Annotated in this window: 14 protein-coding genes and 1 tRNA gene; 11 read left to right on the top strand and 4 right to left on the bottom strand. The window is 70.6% G+C overall.

Features of this window, described 5'->3' with window-relative positions:
• Window positions 1-47 precede the first annotated feature (47 nt).
• Entirely contained in the window at window positions 48-476 is a 429-nt protein-coding gene (locus RVR_RS22035) for a MaoC family dehydratase (RefSeq protein WP_202235491.1), read from the top strand.
• Window positions 477-516: 40 nt separating this feature from the next.
• Entirely contained in the window at window positions 517-1,572 is a 1,056-nt protein-coding gene (locus RVR_RS22040) for a UDP-N-acetylmuramate dehydrogenase (protein WP_202235492.1), read from the top strand.
• Window positions 1,573-1,602: 30 nt separating this feature from the next.
• Here the strand turns inward: RVR_RS22040 and RVR_RS22045 are convergent, their stop codons facing one another.
• The gene (locus RVR_RS22045) at window positions 1,603-2,637 is read right to left on the bottom strand and encodes an adenosine deaminase (RefSeq protein ID WP_202235493.1); all 1,035 of its coding nucleotides are present in this window, start codon (window positions 2,635-2,637) and stop codon (window positions 1,603-1,605) included.
• A gap of 113 nt (window positions 2,638-2,750) precedes the next feature.
• Window positions 2,751-3,977: a pyridoxal phosphate-dependent aminotransferase gene (locus RVR_RS22050; protein ID WP_202235494.1), complete on the bottom strand. Its 1,227-nt coding sequence runs from the start codon at window positions 3,975-3,977 to the stop codon at window positions 2,751-2,753.
• Window positions 3,978-4,139: 162 nt separating this feature from the next.
• Here RVR_RS22050 and RVR_RS22055 point away from each other — a divergent pair.
• The 3 genes from RVR_RS22055 to nusG all read left to right on the top strand — a co-directional run bounded on the left by RVR_RS22055 (window position 4,140) and on the right by nusG (window position 5,591).
• Window positions 4,140-4,212: transfer RNA gene (locus tag RVR_RS22055), tRNA-Trp, on the top strand.
• 106 nt (window positions 4,213-4,318) lie between these two features.
• A complete protein-coding gene (secE, locus tag RVR_RS22060; protein ID WP_202235495.1) occupies window positions 4,319-4,600 on the top strand; it encodes a preprotein translocase subunit SecE in 282 nt (93 codons plus the stop codon).
• Between the two features lie 88 nt (window positions 4,601-4,688).
• The gene (gene nusG, locus RVR_RS22065; RefSeq protein ID WP_202235496.1) at window positions 4,689-5,591 is read left to right on the top strand and encodes a transcription termination/antitermination protein NusG; all 903 of its coding nucleotides are present in this window, start codon (window positions 4,689-4,691) and stop codon (window positions 5,589-5,591) included.
• A gap of 106 nt (window positions 5,592-5,697) precedes the next feature.
• On the opposite strand, the gene RVR_RS22070 is transcribed toward nusG, so the two are convergent.
• Both RVR_RS22070 and RVR_RS22075 read right to left on the bottom strand, forming a co-directional pair.
• Entirely contained in the window at window positions 5,698-6,435 is a 738-nt protein-coding gene (locus tag RVR_RS22070) for an SGNH/GDSL hydrolase family protein (protein ID WP_202238917.1), read from the bottom strand.
• A gap of 352 nt (window positions 6,436-6,787) precedes the next feature.
• Complete coding sequence (locus RVR_RS22075; RefSeq protein ID WP_202235497.1) at window positions 6,788-7,204, bottom strand: VOC family protein; 417 nt, start codon at window positions 7,202-7,204, stop codon at window positions 6,788-6,790.
• A gap of 118 nt (window positions 7,205-7,322) precedes the next feature.
• Between RVR_RS22075 and RVR_RS22080 the strand changes: the two genes are divergently transcribed.
• The 6 genes from RVR_RS22080 (at window position 7,323) to rpoB (ending at window position 15,458) form a co-directional block, all read left to right on the top strand.
• On the top strand, window positions 7,323-8,471 hold the full coding sequence (locus tag RVR_RS22080) for a helix-turn-helix transcriptional regulator (RefSeq protein ID WP_202235498.1): 1,149 nt from the start codon (window positions 7,323-7,325) through the stop codon (window positions 8,469-8,471).
• Window positions 8,472-8,566: 95 nt separating this feature from the next.
• Window positions 8,567-9,001, top strand: coding sequence for a 50S ribosomal protein L11 (gene rplK / locus RVR_RS22085; RefSeq protein WP_202235499.1), 435 nt, complete (start codon window positions 8,567-8,569; stop codon window positions 8,999-9,001).
• Between the two features lie 110 nt (window positions 9,002-9,111).
• Window positions 9,112-9,837: a 50S ribosomal protein L1 gene (gene rplA / locus RVR_RS22090; protein ID WP_202235500.1), complete on the top strand. Its 726-nt coding sequence runs from the start codon at window positions 9,112-9,114 to the stop codon at window positions 9,835-9,837.
• Window positions 9,838-10,339: 502 nt separating this feature from the next.
• Window positions 10,340-10,876, top strand: a complete 537-nt coding sequence (rplJ, locus tag RVR_RS22095; RefSeq protein WP_202235501.1) for a 50S ribosomal protein L10 — start codon at window positions 10,340-10,342, stop codon at window positions 10,874-10,876.
• A gap of 152 nt (window positions 10,877-11,028) precedes the next feature.
• The gene (gene rplL / locus RVR_RS22100) at window positions 11,029-11,415 is read left to right on the top strand and encodes a 50S ribosomal protein L7/L12 (protein WP_202235502.1); all 387 of its coding nucleotides are present in this window, start codon (window positions 11,029-11,031) and stop codon (window positions 11,413-11,415) included.
• A gap of 557 nt (window positions 11,416-11,972) precedes the next feature.
• On the top strand, window positions 11,973-15,458 hold the full coding sequence (rpoB, locus tag RVR_RS22105) for a DNA-directed RNA polymerase subunit beta (RefSeq protein WP_202235503.1): 3,486 nt from the start codon (window positions 11,973-11,975) through the stop codon (window positions 15,456-15,458).
• Window positions 15,459-15,533: the final 75 nt, after the last annotated feature.

The following is a 15,533-nucleotide window of genomic DNA, read 5'->3' on the forward strand; positions in this document are numbered from 1 at the left end:
GCCGGCGCGGACGGCAGGGACGGCAGCGAGACGAGCGGGGACGAGCGATGACCGCGGCAATCGCCTACGACGACGTCGAGGTCGGCACCGAGCTGCCGGCCCGGGAGTTCCCGGTCGACCGGGCGACCCTCGTGCAGTACGCAGGCGCCTCGGGCGACTTCAACCCCATCCACTGGAACGAGAGGTTCGCCCGCGAGGTCGGGCTGCCCGACGTCATCGCGCACGGCATGTTCACGATGGCGGTCGCCATCCGCGTCGTCACCGACTGGACGGTGGACCCCGCCGCCGTCGAGGAGTACGGCGTCCGCTTCACCCGCCCGGTCGTGGTGCCCGACGACGGCGTCGGCGCCACGGTCCACGTCTCCGCGAAGGTCGCGGCCAAGCTCGACGACCGCCGGGTCCGGGTGGACGTCCTGGCCACCTCCGGCGGCCAGAAGGTCCTGGGCGTCTCCCGGGCCGTGGTCCGGCTCGCCTGAGCCGCCGGGCGCCCGGCGGCACAGGGCATAGGCTTTCCGCGTGGATGTGACGGAGAACTCCGAGCTCGCGGCGCTGACGACCTTCCGGCTGGGAGGCCCGGCGCGGCGGTTGGCGACCGCCCGGACCGACGAGGACGTGGTGGCCGCGGTGCGCGGAGCCGACGCCCGCGGCGAGCCGGTCCTGCTGATCGGCGGCGGCAGCAACCTGGTGATCGCCGACGAGGGCTTCGACGGCACCGCCGTGCGGATCGCCACCCGGGGCGTGTCCCTGCGCGGCACCGTGCTGGAGCTGGCGGCCGGCGAGGTCTGGTCGGACGCGGTGGCCCGCACCGTCGGGGCGGGCCTGGCCGGGATCGAGTGCCTGGCCGGCATCCCGGGCTCGGCCGGCGCGACGCCGATCCAGAACGTGGGGGCGTACGGCCAGGAGGTGTCCGCCACCGTCACCGAGGTGGTCGCCTACGACCGCCGGCGCGGCGAGGTCGTCACCGTCCCGAACGCCGAGTGCGGCTTCGCCTACCGGCACAGCCGGTTCAAGGAGGACCCGGCCGGGCACGTGGTGCTGCGGGTGCGGTTCGAACTGGAGGACGCCGGCGGGCTGTCGGCGCCGCTGAAGTACCCCGAGACCGCGCGGGCGCTCGGTGTCGGGGCGGGGGACCGGGTGCCGCTCGCGCGGGTCCGGGAGACGGTGCTCGCGCTGCGCGCCGGCAAGGGCATGGTGCTCGACCCCGCCGACCACGACACCTGGTCGGCCGGGTCGTTCTTCACCAACCCGGTGCTGAGCACGGCCGAGCACGCGGAGTTCCTGGTGCGGGTGAAGGAGCGGCTGGGCGCCGAGGTCATCCCGCCGGCGTACCCGGCCGACGCCGACCACGTGAAGACCTCCGCGGCCTGGCTGATCGACCGGGCCGGCTTCGCCAAGGGCTACGGCTCCGGCCCGGCCCGCATCTCCACGAAGCACACCCTCGCCCTGACCAACCGCGGCGCGGCCACCACCGCGGACCTGCTCGCGCTCGCCCGCGAGGTCCGCGACGGCGTCCACGACGCCTTCGGCGTCACCCTCGTCAACGAACCCGTCCTCGTCGGCACGGCTCTCTGAGGGCCGGCCCCCGGCGCCCCGTCGAGGGGGTCAGGGCGCCGCCCAGGCGGCGATGTCGGCGAGCATGCGGTCCCGGACCTCCTGGGGCGCGCGGGAGGCGCGTACCGACTGGCGGGCCAGTTCGGCCAGTTCGAGGTCGGAGAAGCCGTGGGAGTCGCGGGCGATCTCGTACTGCGCGGCGAGTCGGGCGCCGAACAGGAGCGGGTCGTCGGCGCCGAGCGCCATCGGCACGCCGGCGTCCCAGAGCGTCCGCAGCGGTACGTCCTCGGGCTTGTCGTAGACGCCGAGCGCGACGTTGGACGCCGGGCAGACCTCGCAGGTGACCCCGGAGTCGGCGAGCCGGCGCAGCAGGTACGGGTCCTCGGCGGCGCGGACGCCGTGCCCGACCCGCTGGGCGTGCAGGTCGTCGAGGCAGTCGCGGACGCTGGACGGCCCGGCCAGCTCGCCGCCGTGCGGGGCCGCCAGCAGCCCGCCGTCCCGCGCGATGGCGAAGGCCCGGTCGAAGTCGCGTGCCAGGCCGCGCCGTTCGTCGTTGGACAGTCCGAAGCCGATCACCCCCTGGTCGGCGTAGCGCACCGCGAGGCGGGCCAGCGTGCGGGCGTCCAGCGGGTGCTTCATCCGGTTCGCGGCCACGATGACGGCCATGCCCACGCCGGTGTCCCTCGACGCGGTCCGCACCGCGTCGAGGATGATCTCCAGCGTGGGGATCAGGCCGCCGAGCCGGGGGGCGTACGAGGTCGGGTCGACCTGGATCTCCAGCCAGCCGGAGCCGTCGGCGGCGTCCTCCTCGGCGGCCTCGCGGACCAGCCGCTGGATGTCCTCCGGGGTGCGCAGGCACGAGCGGGCGATGTCGTACAGCCGCTGGAAGCGGAACCAGCCGCGCTCGTCGGTGGCACGCAGCTTCGGGGGTTCGCCCGAGGTCAGCGCCTCGGGCAGGTGCACGCCGTGCCGGTCGGCCAGCTCCAGCAGAGTGGCGGGCCGCATCGACCCGGTGAAGTGCAGATGCAGATGTGCTTTGGGCAGCTCGCGGATCTCGCGTGCCGTCGTCCCTACCTCGCGTGCCATCCATAGATCCTGCTACAGGTCGGCCCCCGCCCGGAACCACTTTCTCCGAACGGGGGCTTGCCCGAAAGCGCGAGCGGCCGCGGAAGGCGGTCGCGCGGGCCTACGCGGAGGCTTCAGGCGAGCAGCTTCTGCAACCGGGAGATGCCCTCGACCAGGTCCTCGTCGCCCAGCGCGTAGCTCAGCCGCAGGTAGCCGGGCGTGCCGAACGCCTCACCGGGCACCACCGCGACCTCGGCCTCGTCGAGGATGAGGGCGGCCAGCTCGATCGAGGTCTGCGGGCGCTGGCCGCGGATCTCCCGGCCCAGCAGGGCCTTCACCGACGGGTAGACGTAGAACGCGCCCTCGGGGACCGGGCAGACCACGCCGTCGATCTCGTTGAGCATCCGGACGATGGTCTGCCGGCGGCGGTCGAAGGCGGCGCGCATGTCGGCGACCGCGGACAGGTCGCCGCTCACCGCGGCGAGCGCGGCCGCCTGCGCCACGTTGTTGACGTTCGAGGTGGCGTGCGACTGGAGGTTGGTGGCCGCCTTGACGACGTCCTGGGGGCCGATGATCCACCCGACCCGCCAGCCGGTCATCGCGTACGTCTTGGCGACGCCGTTCACCACCAGGCACTTCTCGCGCAGCTCGGGCACGGCCGCGGGCAGCGAGGTGAAGGCCGCGTCGCCGTAGACCAGGTGCTCGTAGATCTCGTCGGTGAGCACCCACAGGCCGTGCTCGACCGCCCAGCGGCCGATCGCCTCGGTCTCGGCCCGGCCGTAGACCGCGCCGGTCGGGTTGGACGGCGAGACGAACAGCACCACCTTGGTCCGCTCGGTGCGGGCCGCCTCCAGCTGCTCCACCGACACCCGGTAGCCGGTGGTCTCGTCGGCGACGACCTCGACCGGCACGCCGCCCGCGAGCCGGATCGACTCCGGGTAGGTGGTCCAGTACGGAGCGGGCACGATGACCTCGTCGCCCGGGTCGAGGATCGCGGCGAACGCCTCGTAGATCGCCTGCTTCCCGCCGTTGGTGACCAGGACCTGCGAGGCGTCCACCTCGTAGCCGGAGTCGCGGAGCGTCTTGGCGGCGATCGCGGACTTCAGCTCGGGCAGGCCGCCGGCCGGGGTGTAGCGGTGGTACTTCGGGTTCCGGCAGGCTTCCACGGCCGCGTCGACGATGTAGTCGGGGGTGGGGAAGTCGGGCTCGCCGGCGCCGAAGCCGATGACCGGGCGGCCGGCCGCCTTGAGGGCCTTGGCCTTGGCGTCCACGGCAAGCGTCGCGGATTCGGAGATCGCCCCGATGCGGGCCGATACCCGCCGGTCGGTAGCAGACTGTGCGGAGGGAGTGGCTGCGCTCATGACTGCATGGTCCCATCCCCCGGCCGGCCCCGGCACCGTGTCCACCGGGCCCGTTCGGCTCTTTCGGGTGCAAGGCGTTCGACGGGGCGGCCCGGACCACGTACACTCATCGGTCGGTGGCCCTCCCGTCGTACTGTTGCGGTACGTTGGGGGTGTCAGCGTAGGGTCGTAGCTCAATTGGCAGAGCACTGGTCTCCAAAACCAGGGGTTGTGGGTTCGAGTCCCTCCGACCCTGCTCCACACGTCCGACGGTGGGCGTGGGCGCAGGTAGCAGACAGAAGCACTCGCCGTACCGCGCGACGGGCGCGGCATGGCCACGACCCGGAGTCAGGTGAGGACGAGTGACTGAGATCACGGACTCCGTTGAGGTCCCTGCTGAGGACGACAAGGAGACCGACAAGAAGCCCCGCCGCGGTGGTAAGCGCGGCAAGAAGGGCCCGCTCGGTCGTCTCGCGCTCTTCTACCGTCAGATCGTCGCCGAACTGCGCAAGGTCGTCTGGCCGAGCCGCAATGACCTGTCGACGTACACCACTGTGGTGATTGTGTTCGTTGTCGTCGTCATCGCGTTCGTCAGCGTGGTTGACTACGGTTTCGAGAAGCTTGTCTCGTACGTCTTCGGATGAGCCTTCCTTCGAAACCGCGGCCCGCTCCGGTTCCACGGCGGCGCGCCGTACGTCCCACCCTTTGAGAAGTCAGGAAGAAGCAGTCACCGTGTCTGACCCCAACGTGCACGACGCCGACGCCGCCGACGAGTCCGTGGCGGACGAGGACTCCGCGCTCGACATCGTCGACGCCGCCGACGGCGACGTCGACCAGGCCGAGGCTGCGGACCTGGCCGCGGGGGAGCCTGCCGAGCAGGACGCCGTGCACACCGAGGACGCCGACGAGGCCGAGGACGACGCCGCCGAGGACACCGACGCTGAGGACGGCGACGAGGCGGACACCGCCGCCGACTCCGAGGACGAGGGCGAGGGCGAGGACGAAGCCGCTCCCGCCGAGCCGGTCGACGCGGTCGCCGCGTTCCGCGAGGAACTGCGCACCCTGCCCGGCGAGTGGTACGTCATCCACACCTACGCGGGCTACGAGAACCGCGTGAAGTCCAACCTGGAGCAGCGCGCCGTCTCGCTCAACGTCGAGGAGTACATCTACCAGGCCGAAGTGCCCCAGGAAGAAGTAGTCCAGATCAAGAACGGCGACCGGAAGACCATCCGGCAGAACAAGCTCCCCGGATACGTGCTGGTCCGCATGGACCTCACCAACGAGTCCTGGGGCGTCGTCCGCAACACCCCGGGCGTCACCGGCTTCGTCGGCAACGCCTACGACCCGTACCCGCTGACGCTGGACGAGATCGTCAAGATGCTCGCCCCCGAGGTGGAGGCCGCGGCCGAGGCCGCCGCGATCGCCGAGGGCACCGCGCAGCCGCGCAAGGTCGAGGTCCAGGTGCTCGACTTCGAGGTCGGCGACTCGGTCACCGTCACCGACGGCCCCTTCGCCACCCTCCAGGCGACGATCAACGAGATCAACCCGGACTCCAAGAAGGTCAAGGGCCTGGTGGAGATCTTCGGCCGCGAGACCCCGGTCGAGCTGAGCTTCGACCAGATCCAGAAGAACTAGCCTCCCGATCTCCGCAAGGGCCCCCTGCCCACCGGCTTCGCGCCGGGCAGGGGGCCCTTCGTGTGGTGCGGGTGCTGCCGCGGTCCTTCGCGGGACGCGGTGGCGGTCAGGAGGCGTCGGTGGTCAGGACCGGGAGGTAGCCCTTGGAGTGGCCGGTGGCCGTGGGGTGGTAGGACTCCCAGGTCGGGCTGATGACCAGGGAGTGCAGGTAGTCGTCGCCGGAGCACAGCTCGTGGCCGTTGAAGGTGGTGCGCACGTCGCCGAAGGTGAAGCCGTGCGCGGCGGCGCGGGCGGCGATGGTGGAGTCGATCAGGTCGGCGGCCTCGTTGAGCTTGTTGTGCTTGGTCGAGCTGAGGCCCAGGCACAGGGTGTTGAGCTTGTACAGGTGCGGGTAGTCCAGCACGACGACCTTCGCCGCGGGCGCCTTGGAGTGGACCGCGTTGTACACGGCGTCCAGCCGGGCCGGAAGCGTGTTCGTGATGTACGACTCGGCGGTGTTGACCCGGCTGACGCAGGTGTCGTCCGACCCCGTCACGCAGGTGGTGATCACGTCGGAGAAGCCCGCGTCGTCACCGCCCACGGTGATGCTCACCAGGCCGGTCGAGGCGTTCAGCGAACCGAGCTGATTGTTGATCACATCCGTGGTGACCGCGCCGGAGCACGCGGCGAACGTGAACGAGGACGGGCTGTGCGCGCTGGCCCACAGGGCCGGGTAGGCACTGTTGCTCCGGTGGCAGTCACCACTTGAACTGATGTAGTTGCCGGCGCCGTTGCCGGCCGCGTACGAGTCGCCCAACGCGACGTACGCCGGCCCGGCGGCCTGTGCCGGAGCGGCCAGCAACATCGCTGCCACCAGGGCGAACGCGACGGCGGCAAGAGCGGTCAGGGACTTTGTGAGTCTCACGAAACCTCCAAGGGCGGGATCGCTGCGTCACCTTGGTACCGCGCGGTAGCTTCCCTTGGGAAGTGTCCATGCCAAGAATTCTCCACGCGTAGACCTGAGTGTCAGTCAGTGGTACCCGCGATTCAGGTGGGTTGAAGAGCGACACGTGAGACGTATAGGGGCGCACTGGCGCACACAGGGTGGTGGGGTTGCGAAGGGGGCGGAAACGCCCCGGGGTTGGCGCCGGGCCCCCTCGCTTCCCGCGGTGCGGACGTGCGGCCGACCGGTTACTCGGATCGGGGCTCGGGAGGGCTCAGGCCCGGGGCGGGCGGGCGGCACGGGCGCGGGCGGCCTCGGTGACCGGCGTGAAGAGGTTGACGAGGTTGCCGTCCGGGTCGCGCAGCAGGAGCGCGCGGTTGCCCCAGGGCATCGTGGTGGGCTCGTTGACGAAGTCCGCCGGGTCCACGAAGCCGGCCAGGTCGCGGTGGGCGGCGTCCACGTCGTCGACCAGGAACTCGACGATGACGCTGCGGTTGTCCGCGGGCCGGGCGGAGCCGGGCGCGAAGAGGGGGACCGTGCGGGTGCTGCCGATCGCGAGGGTCGCCGTCGCGGTCCGGATCTCCGCGAAGTCCTCGTTCGCCCGGTCGGCCCGCACTCCGGTGACGCGCTCGTAGAAACCGGCGAGGCGGGCCACGTCCTCGGTGATGACGCGGATCGAGACGAAGTCCATGGGGTGCGCTCCTGGTGGTCGGGTGCCGCCGGCCGGCGGCACCGGGTGCGGTTGCCGACCCCGACGCTAGGACGGATACCGGGCGGAACCCGCCCGGTATCCGCGGCAGAATCGGACCATGCCCCGACCCACCGCCCGCGTGCTCACCCTGCTGGAGCTCCTCCAGTCCGGCGGCCTGCGCACCGTGGCCGAACTCGCCGACCGGCTGGGCGTGGACGAGCGCACGGTGCGGCGGTACGTCGACCACCTCCTCGACCTCGACATCCCGGTCGAGTCGGTACGGGGCCGCTACGGCGGCTACCGGCTCGCTCCCGGCCACCGCCTGCCCCCGCTGATGCTGAACGACGAGGAGGCGCTCGCCGTACTCCTCGGGCTGGTCGCGGGGCGCCGTTCCGGCCTGGCGACGGCCGCGGGGCCGGCGGGCACGGCCACCGCGGGGGAGACCGCCGCGGCCAAGATCCGCCGGGTGCTGCCCGAACGGCTGAGGGCCCGCCTCGACGCCGTGCTCGACTCGCTCGCCTTCACGGCGCCCGCGGCGGCGCCCGGCGCCGGACCGGCCGCGGGTACGGCGCCCGGCGCCCGACCGGCCATGCCATTCGACACCGCGCCCGACGCCGCGCCCGACGGCGCCCTGCTGCTCACGCTCGCCGACGCGGTACGCCACCACCGCCCGGTCTCCTTCCGGTACACCACCGGCGACGGCCGCGGCGGCGTGCGCACCCTGCGTCCGTACGGGATCGTCGCCCACTCCGGCCGGTGGTACGTCACGGGTGCGGCCGAACCGCACGGCGAGGAGCGGACGTTCCGGCTGGACCGCGTCGCGGACGCGCGCACCCTGCCGGGCTCCTTCGAGCCGCCGGAGGGGTTCGACCCGGCCGCGCGCGTGCTCGCCGGGTTCGCCACCGCGCCCTACCGCCACGAGGTGGTCCTGCGGATCGCGGGTACCGTCGAGCAGATCCGCGCCCGGCTGCCCGCGTCCGTGGCGGTCGTGACGCGGCCGCGCCGCGGGCCGGAGGCGGCGGACCGTTCGGACGGGGCGGACCGTTCGGACGGGGCGGACCCCGCGTCCTGGCCCCGCGTGGAGTTGCGGGTGGAGCACCTGGACTGGCTGCCCGCCGTGCTCGCCTCGCTCGACCTGCCGTTCGCCGTCGAGCGGCCGCCGGAACTGCGGGACCGGGTGGCCGACCTGGCCGACCGCCTCGCGGAGTCGGCCCGGCGCCCCCCGCCCGGAGAGCGGAGCCGCGGGTCACGCCACCGCCCGCGGTGACCTCACGATTTCAGGACGCGGCCCGCTACCCGTTATCGTGGTGCGGTATGCCTGCTCGCAGGCATGAACACTCTCAACAAGACCCGGAGAGAGCAATGCCTCCCAAGAAGAAGAAGGTCACGGGGCTGATCAAGCTCCAGATCAACGCCGGTGCGGCCAACCCGGCGCCGCCGGTCGGCCCCGCGCTGGGCCAGCACGGCGTGAACATCATGGAGTTCTGCAAGGCCTACAACGCGGCCACCGAGTCGCAGCGCGGCATGGTGATCCCGGTGGAGATCACGGTCTACGAGGACCGTACCTTCACCTTCATCACCAAGACCCCGCCGGCCGCGAAGCTCATCCTCAAGGCCGCGGGCGTGGACAAGGGCTCCGGCGAGCCGCACGTCAAGAAGGTCGCCTCGCTCAGCCGTGAGCAGGTGCGGGAGATCGCCACCACCAAGCTCCCCGACCTGAACGCCAACGACCTGGACGCCGCGGAGAAGATCATCGCGGGTACCGCCCGGTCCATGGGCATCACCGTCCAGGGCTGACGCCCCGCGTCCGGGCACCGGCCGAAACGCCGTCCCGGAGCACCCCCGGCAGTGAGTGGAAGGGCCTGCTCGGCTCGGACCACGACTCCAAGACACCGTAGGAGCAGCAAGTGAGCAAGCGCAGCAAGTCTCTCCGCGCTGCGGACGCCCGGATCGACCGGGAGCGCGTGTACGCGCCCCTGGAGGCCGTCCGCCTCGCGAAGGAGACCGCGACCACCAAGTTCGACTCGACCGTCGAGGTCGCCTTCCGCCTGGGTGTCGACCCGCGCAAGGCCGACCAGATGGTCCGTGGCACCGTGAACCTCCCGCACGGCACCGGCAAGACCGCCCGGGTCCTGGTCTTCGCGACCGGTGACCGTGCCGCGGCCGCGGAAGCCGCGGGGGCCGACATCGTCGGCTCCGACGAACTGATCGACGAGGTGTCGAAGGGCCGGCTCGACTTCGACGCCGTCGTCGCCACCCCGGACCTGATGGGCAAGGTCGGCCGGCTGGGCCGCGTGCTCGGCCCGCGCGGTCTGATGCCGAACCCGAAGACCGGCACGGTCACCCCGGACGTGGCGAAGGCGGTCACGGACATCAAGGGCGGCAAGATCGAGTTCCGCGTCGACAAGCACTCGAACCTGCACTTCATCATCGGCAAGGTCTCCTTCGACGAGACCAAGCTGGTGGAGAACTACGCGGCGGCGCTCGACGAGGTCCTGCGCCTCAAGCCGTCCGCGGCGAAGGGTCGCTACATCAAGAAGGCGGCCGTCTCCACCACGATGGGCCCGGGCATCCCGCTCGACTCCAACCGCACCCGCAACCTCCTCACCGAGGAGGACCCCGCCGCCGTCTGACGGCGGCGCGGCAGCGCGTGGCCGGGCTCCCGCCCGGCAGCACCACCACGGCGCCCCGTTCCCCCCGGCACCCCGGGCGGAGCGGGGCGCCCGCGCGTGCGCGGACCGGTACTCCGACCACGGTCTCAAGGTCCGTGTCACGGCGCCGCCGGCCTCGCAGACCACCGGCTTCTCCCGCCTGCTCGACCCGACCTCGTAGGCCGCCGGTCCGGCGCACCCCGGAGGCGATTTGCTCTGGGGCGGCATGTGCCCGTACCTTTACATCGAAGCCAAAGACCGCAGGTTGTCGCCGTGCCCGGGAACGGGTGGGGCGGCCGAAGGATTCCGCTCGGTGCGGACGGCCCGCGTAGGTGATCGGAAGAAGATCTCCGGGAGTGCGTCAAGTCCTCTCGTCGAGTTCCGCCCCGTGCGCCTGCGCCCGGGGCGTTTGTGTTCGTCGCGCCAGTCAAGTCCCCTTCGTCAACCGGGCGGTCCGCAATCACCCGGAAGGAGGCCGAGACTCATGGCGAGGCCCGACAAGGCTGCCGCGGTTGCCGAGTTGACGGACAAGTTCCGCACCTCGAACGCCGCGATGCTGACCGAGTACCGCGGTCTCACCGTGGCGCAGCTCAAGACGCTGCGCCGTTCGCTCGGTGAGAACGCCACGTACGCCGTGGTGAAGAACACGCTGACCAAGATCGCGGCCAACGAGGCCGGGATCGACACGCTCGACGACCTGTTCGCAGGTCCGTCGGCCGTCGCCTTCGTGACCGGTGACCCGGTCGAGGCGGCGAAGGGTCTGCGCGACTTCGCCAAGGACAACCCCGCTCTCGTCATCAAGGGCGGTGTCCTTGACGGCAAGGCGCTGTCCGCCGACGAGATCAAGAAGCTTGCGGACCTCGAGTCCCGCGAGGTTCTGCTCGCCAAGCTGGCGGGCGCCATGAAGGCCAAGCAGTCCCAGGCTGCCGCGCTCTTCCAGGCGCTCCCGTCGAAGTTCGTCCGCACCGCGGAGGCACTTCGGGCCAAGAAGGCCGAGGCGGAGCAGGGCGGTGCCGAGTAACTCGGCTCGCACAATGACCGCCGCCTGACCTGCGACGAGTACCGGCACACCGCCGGCACTCCCGCGGACCGGGAGCGGTCGCCGCGGGCCCGACGTACGCCCGCCGACATGTACACCACGGCACCAGCCGAATGAATGGAAGGACGCCAATCATGGCGAAGCTCACCCAGGACGAACTGCTCGCCCAGTTCGAGGGCCTCACCCTCATCGAGCTCTCCGAGTTCGTGAAGGCGTTCGAGGAGAAGTTCGACGTCACCGCCGCCGCGCCGGTCGCGGTCGCCGCCGCCGGTGGCGCCCCGGGCGCCCCGGCCGAGGCCGCCGAGGAGAAGGACGAGTTCGACGTCATCCTCACCGGCGCCGGCGAGAAGAAGATCCAGGTCATCAAGGTCGTGCGCGAGCTGACCTCGCTCGGCCTGAAGGAGGCCAAGGACCTCGTGGACGGCGCCCCGAAGCCCGTCCTGGAGAAGGCCACCAAGGAGGCCGCGGACAAGGCGAAGGAAGCCCTCGAGGGCGCCGGCGCCTCGGTCGAGGTCAAGTAACACCTCGCCCCGCCTCTGCTCCACCCGCCGTAGGGCGGCCACCCGAACGGGTGGCCGCCCTCGGTCGTTTTCGATCTCCGCGAGGCTTGGGCCTTGACGGATGGCACCTGGCACGCAATTCTCAGGACGCGCCGCCACACGCGGTCACCCGATCCGGCACACACCGGCTCCACACTTCTTCGGGGGCCGGATGCATGGATCGTCGGCGAAGCGGGAATGGATGCGTTGGTGGTCGGGTGGACCGGTTCCGGCCGTCCGCGCGGCAGGCAGGACAGGATGACGGACGCGGGACCCGGGCTCCGAGGGCCGGGCGACCGCAGACATGAGACGGGCGGAGGGGGCGACGATTCGGTACTCCGAATCTCAGCCTGGACATCAGTGGGCCAAGTGGCTACACTGACCCTTTGCGCTGCCTGTTAGCTGCTGCCTGGCCCGTCACCAGGGGTATGCCCGTGTCCGAGCACTCGTGAGGAAGCCTGTCATCAGGGCTTATCTCTTCCGCTCGGGTTCGGTCCGGTACGCGCGTAGTGAGTCCGAGCCCTCGGAAGGACCCCCTCTTGGCCGCCTCGCGCAACGCCTCGACCACCCATTCGAACAACGGCGCAAGCACCGCCCCGCTGCGCATCTCTTTCGCGAAGATCCGTGAACCGCTCGAAGTTCCGAACCTCCTCGCGCTCCAGACCGAGAGCTTTGACTGGCTGCTCGGCAACGCCGCATGGAAGGCCCGGGTCGAGGCGGCCCTGGACAGTGGGCAGGACGTCCCCAGGAAGTCCGGTCTGGAGGAGATCTTCGAGGAGATCTCCCCGATCGAGGACTTCTCCGGGTCGATGTCGCTCACGTTCCGCGACCACCGCTTCGAGCCGCCGAAGAACTCGCTCGACGAGTGCAAGGAGCGCGACTTCACCTACGGCGCCCCGCTCTTCGTCACCGCCGAGTTCACCAACAACGAGACCGGCGAGATCAAGTCCCAGACCGTCTTCATGGGCGACTTCCCCCTGATGACGAGCAAGGGCACCTTCTGCATCAACGGCACCGAGCGCGTCGTCGTCTCGCAGCTTGTCCGCTCGCCGGGCGTCTACTTCGACAGCTCCATCGACAAGACCTCCGACAAGGACATCTTCTCCGCCAAGATCATCCCGTCCCGGGGTGCCTGGCTGGAGATGGAGATCGACAAGCGCGACATGGTCGGCGTCCGCATCGACCGCAAGCGCAAGCAGTCGGTCACCGTGCTGCTCAAGGCGCTCGGCTGGACCACCGAGCAGATCCTCGAGGAGTTCGGCGAGTACGAGTCGATGCGCGCCACCCTGGAGAAGGACCACACCCAGGGCCAGGACGACGCGCTGCTGGACATCTACCGCAAGCTGCGCCCGGGCGAGCCGCCGACGAAGGAGGCCGCCCAGACCCTGCTGGAGAACCTCTACTTCAACCCCAAGCGGTACGACCTGGCCAAGGTCGGTCGCTACAAGGTGAACAAGAAGCTCGGCAGCGACGCGCCGCTGGACGCCGGCGTGCTCACCACCGAGGACATCCTGGCCACCATCAAGTACCTGGTGAAGCTGCACGCCGGTGAGACCGAGACGGTCGGCGAGTCCGGCCGGTCGATCATCGTCGAGACCGACGACATCGACCACTTCGGCAACCGCCGCATCCGCAACGTCGGCGAGCTGATCCAGAACCAGGTGCGGACCGGTCTGGCCCGTATGGAGCGCGTCGTGCGCGAGCGGATGACGACCCAGGACGTCGAGGCGATCACGCCGCAGACCCTGATCAACATCCGGCCGGTCGTCGCCTCCATCAAGGAGTTCTTCGGCACCAGCCAGCTCTCCCAGTTCATGGACCAGACGAACCCGCTGTCGGGCCTGACGCACAAGCGCCGGCTCAACGCGCTCGGCCCCGGCGGCCTGTCCCGTGAGCGGGCCGGCTTCGAGGTCCGCGACGTGCACCCGTCGCACTACGGCCGGATGTGCCCGATCGAGACGCCGGAAGGCCCGAACATCGGTCTGATCGGCTCGCTCGCCTCCTACGGCCGGGTGAACGCGTTCGGCTTCATCGAGACGCCGTACCGCAAGGTCACCGAGGGCCAGGTCACCGACCACGTCGACTACCTGACCGCCGACGAGGAGGACCGCTTCGTCATCGCGCAGGCCAACGCGCCGCTCACCGACGAGCTGCGGTTCGCCGAGTCCCGCGTGCTGGTCCGCCGCCGCGGCGGCGAGATCGACTACATCCCCGGCGACGACGTCGACTACATGGACGTCTCGCCGCGCCAGATGGTGTCGGTCGCGACCGCGATGATCCCGTTCCTGGAGCACGACGACGCCAACCGCGCGCTCATGGGCGCGAACATGATGCGCCAGGCCGTGCCGCTGATCAAGGCCGAGGCGCCGCTGGTCGGCACCGGCATGGAGTACCGCTGCGCGGTCGACGCCGGCGACGTGATCAAGGCCGAGAAGGACGGCGTGGTCCAGGAGGTCTCCGCCGACTACGTCACGGTCACCAACGACGACGGCACCTACACCACCTACCGGGTCGCCAAGTTCTCCCGCTCCAACCAGGGCACCTCCTTCAACCAGAAGGTCGTCGTGGACGAGGGCGCCCGCGTGGTGGCCGGCCAGGTGCTCGCCGACGGCCCGTCCACGGACGAGGGCGAGATGGCCCTCGGCAAGAACCTGCTGGTCGCGTTCATGCCGTGGGAAGGCCACAACTACGAGGACGCGATCATCCTGTCGCAGCGCCTCGTGCAGGACGACGTCCTGTCCTCGATCCACATCGAGGAGCACGAGGTCGACGCCCGCGACACCAAGCTGGGCCCCGAGGAGATCACCCGGGACATCCCGAACGTCTCCGAGGAGGTGCTGGCCGACCTCGACGAGCGCGGCATCATCCGGATCGGCGCCGACGTGGTGGCCGGCGACATCCTGGTCGGCAAGGTCACCCCGAAGGGCGAGACCGAGCTGACCCCGGAGGAGCGGCTGCTGCGCGCGATCTTCGGCGAGAAGGCCCGCGAGGTCCGCGACACCTCCCTGAAGGTGCCGCACGGCGAGGTCGGCAAGGTCATCGGCGTGCGCGTCTTCGACCGCGAGGAGGGCGACGAGCTGCCGCCCGGCGTCAACCAGCTCGTGCGGGTCTACGTCGCGCAGAAGCGCAAGATCACCGACGGCGACAAGCTCGCCGGCCGGCACGGCAACAAGGGTGTCATCTCCAAGATCCTGCCGGTCGAGGACATGCCGTTCACCGAGGACGGCACCCCGGTCGACATCATCCTCAACCCGCTCGGCGTCCCGTCCCGGATGAACCCGGGCCAGGTGCTGGAGATCCACCTCGGCTGGCTCGCGAAGCAGGGCTGGGACGTCTCCGGCATCGCCGAGGAGTGGGCCCAGCGGCTGGACGGCATCGGCGCCGGCCAGGTGGAGCCCGGGACCAACGTGGCCACGCCGGTCTTCGACGGCGCCCGCGAGGACGAGATCGTCGGTCTCTTCGAGGCCACGATCCCCAACCGCGACGGCGACCGCATGGTGCGGCCCTCCGGCAAGGCGCGGCTCTTCGACGGCCGCTCCGGCGAGCCGTTCCCGGAGCCGATCTCCATCGGCTACATGTACATCCTCAAGCTGCACCACCTGGTGGACGACAAGCTGCACGCGCGTTCCACCGGCCCGTACTCGATGATCACCCAGCAGCCGCTGGGTGGTAAGGCGCAGTTCGGCGGGCAGCGCTTCGGCGAGATGGAGGTGTGGGCGCTGGAGGCTTACGGCGCCGCGTACGCACTCCAGGAACTGCTGACCATCAAGTCCGACGACGTGCTCGGCCGCGTGAAGGTCTACGAGGCCATCGTCAAGGGCGAGAACATCCCCGAGCCCGGCATCCCCGAGTCCTTCAAGGTGCTCATCAAGGAGATGCAGTCGCTCTGCCTCAACGTGGAGGTGCTGTCCAAGGACGGCATGTCCATCGAGATGCGGGACACCGACGAGGACGTGTTCCGTGCGGCGGAGGAGCTCGGCATCGACCTGTCCCGGCGCGAGCCGAGCAGCGTCGAAGAGGTCTGACGGGCCGGCCCGTCCGGTCCCGCGCCGGACGGGCTCTCCCGCGACCCGTTCAGACCATTTTGAGAATCAACCCTG

Source organism: Streptomyces sp. SN-593 (genome assembly GCF_016756395.1).
In the GTDB taxonomy this organism is placed as follows: domain Bacteria; phylum Actinomycetota; class Actinomycetes; order Streptomycetales; family Streptomycetaceae; genus Actinacidiphila; species Actinacidiphila reveromycinica.

Excerpts from the sequence above, each read along its gene's own strand:
- rplL (WP_202235502.1), top strand. The coding sequence starts at position 11,029 with ATGGCGAAGCTCACCCAGGACGAACTGCTCGCCCAGTTCGAGGGCCTC.
- RVR_RS22050 (WP_202235494.1), bottom strand. The coding sequence starts at position 3,977 with ATGAGCGCAGCCACTCCCTCCGCACAGTCTGCTACCGACCGGCGGGTA.
- rplJ (WP_202235501.1), top strand. The coding sequence starts at position 10,340 with ATGGCGAGGCCCGACAAGGCTGCCGCGGTTGCCGAGTTGACGGACAAG.
- RVR_RS22075 (WP_202235497.1), bottom strand. The coding sequence starts at position 7,204 with ATGGACTTCGTCTCGATCCGCGTCATCACCGAGGACGTGGCCCGCCTC.
- RVR_RS22035 (WP_202235491.1), top strand. The coding sequence starts at position 48 with ATGACCGCGGCAATCGCCTACGACGACGTCGAGGTCGGCACCGAGCTG.
- RVR_RS22045 (WP_202235493.1), bottom strand. The coding sequence starts at position 2,637 with ATGGCACGCGAGGTAGGGACGACGGCACGCGAGATCCGCGAGCTGCCC.
- rplK (WP_202235499.1), top strand. The coding sequence starts at position 8,567 with ATGCCTCCCAAGAAGAAGAAGGTCACGGGGCTGATCAAGCTCCAGATC.
- RVR_RS22070 (WP_202238917.1), bottom strand. The coding sequence starts at position 6,435 with ATGTTGCTGGCCGCTCCGGCACAGGCCGCCGGGCCGGCGTACGTCGCG.
- RVR_RS22080 (WP_202235498.1), top strand. The coding sequence starts at position 7,323 with ATGCCCCGACCCACCGCCCGCGTGCTCACCCTGCTGGAGCTCCTCCAG.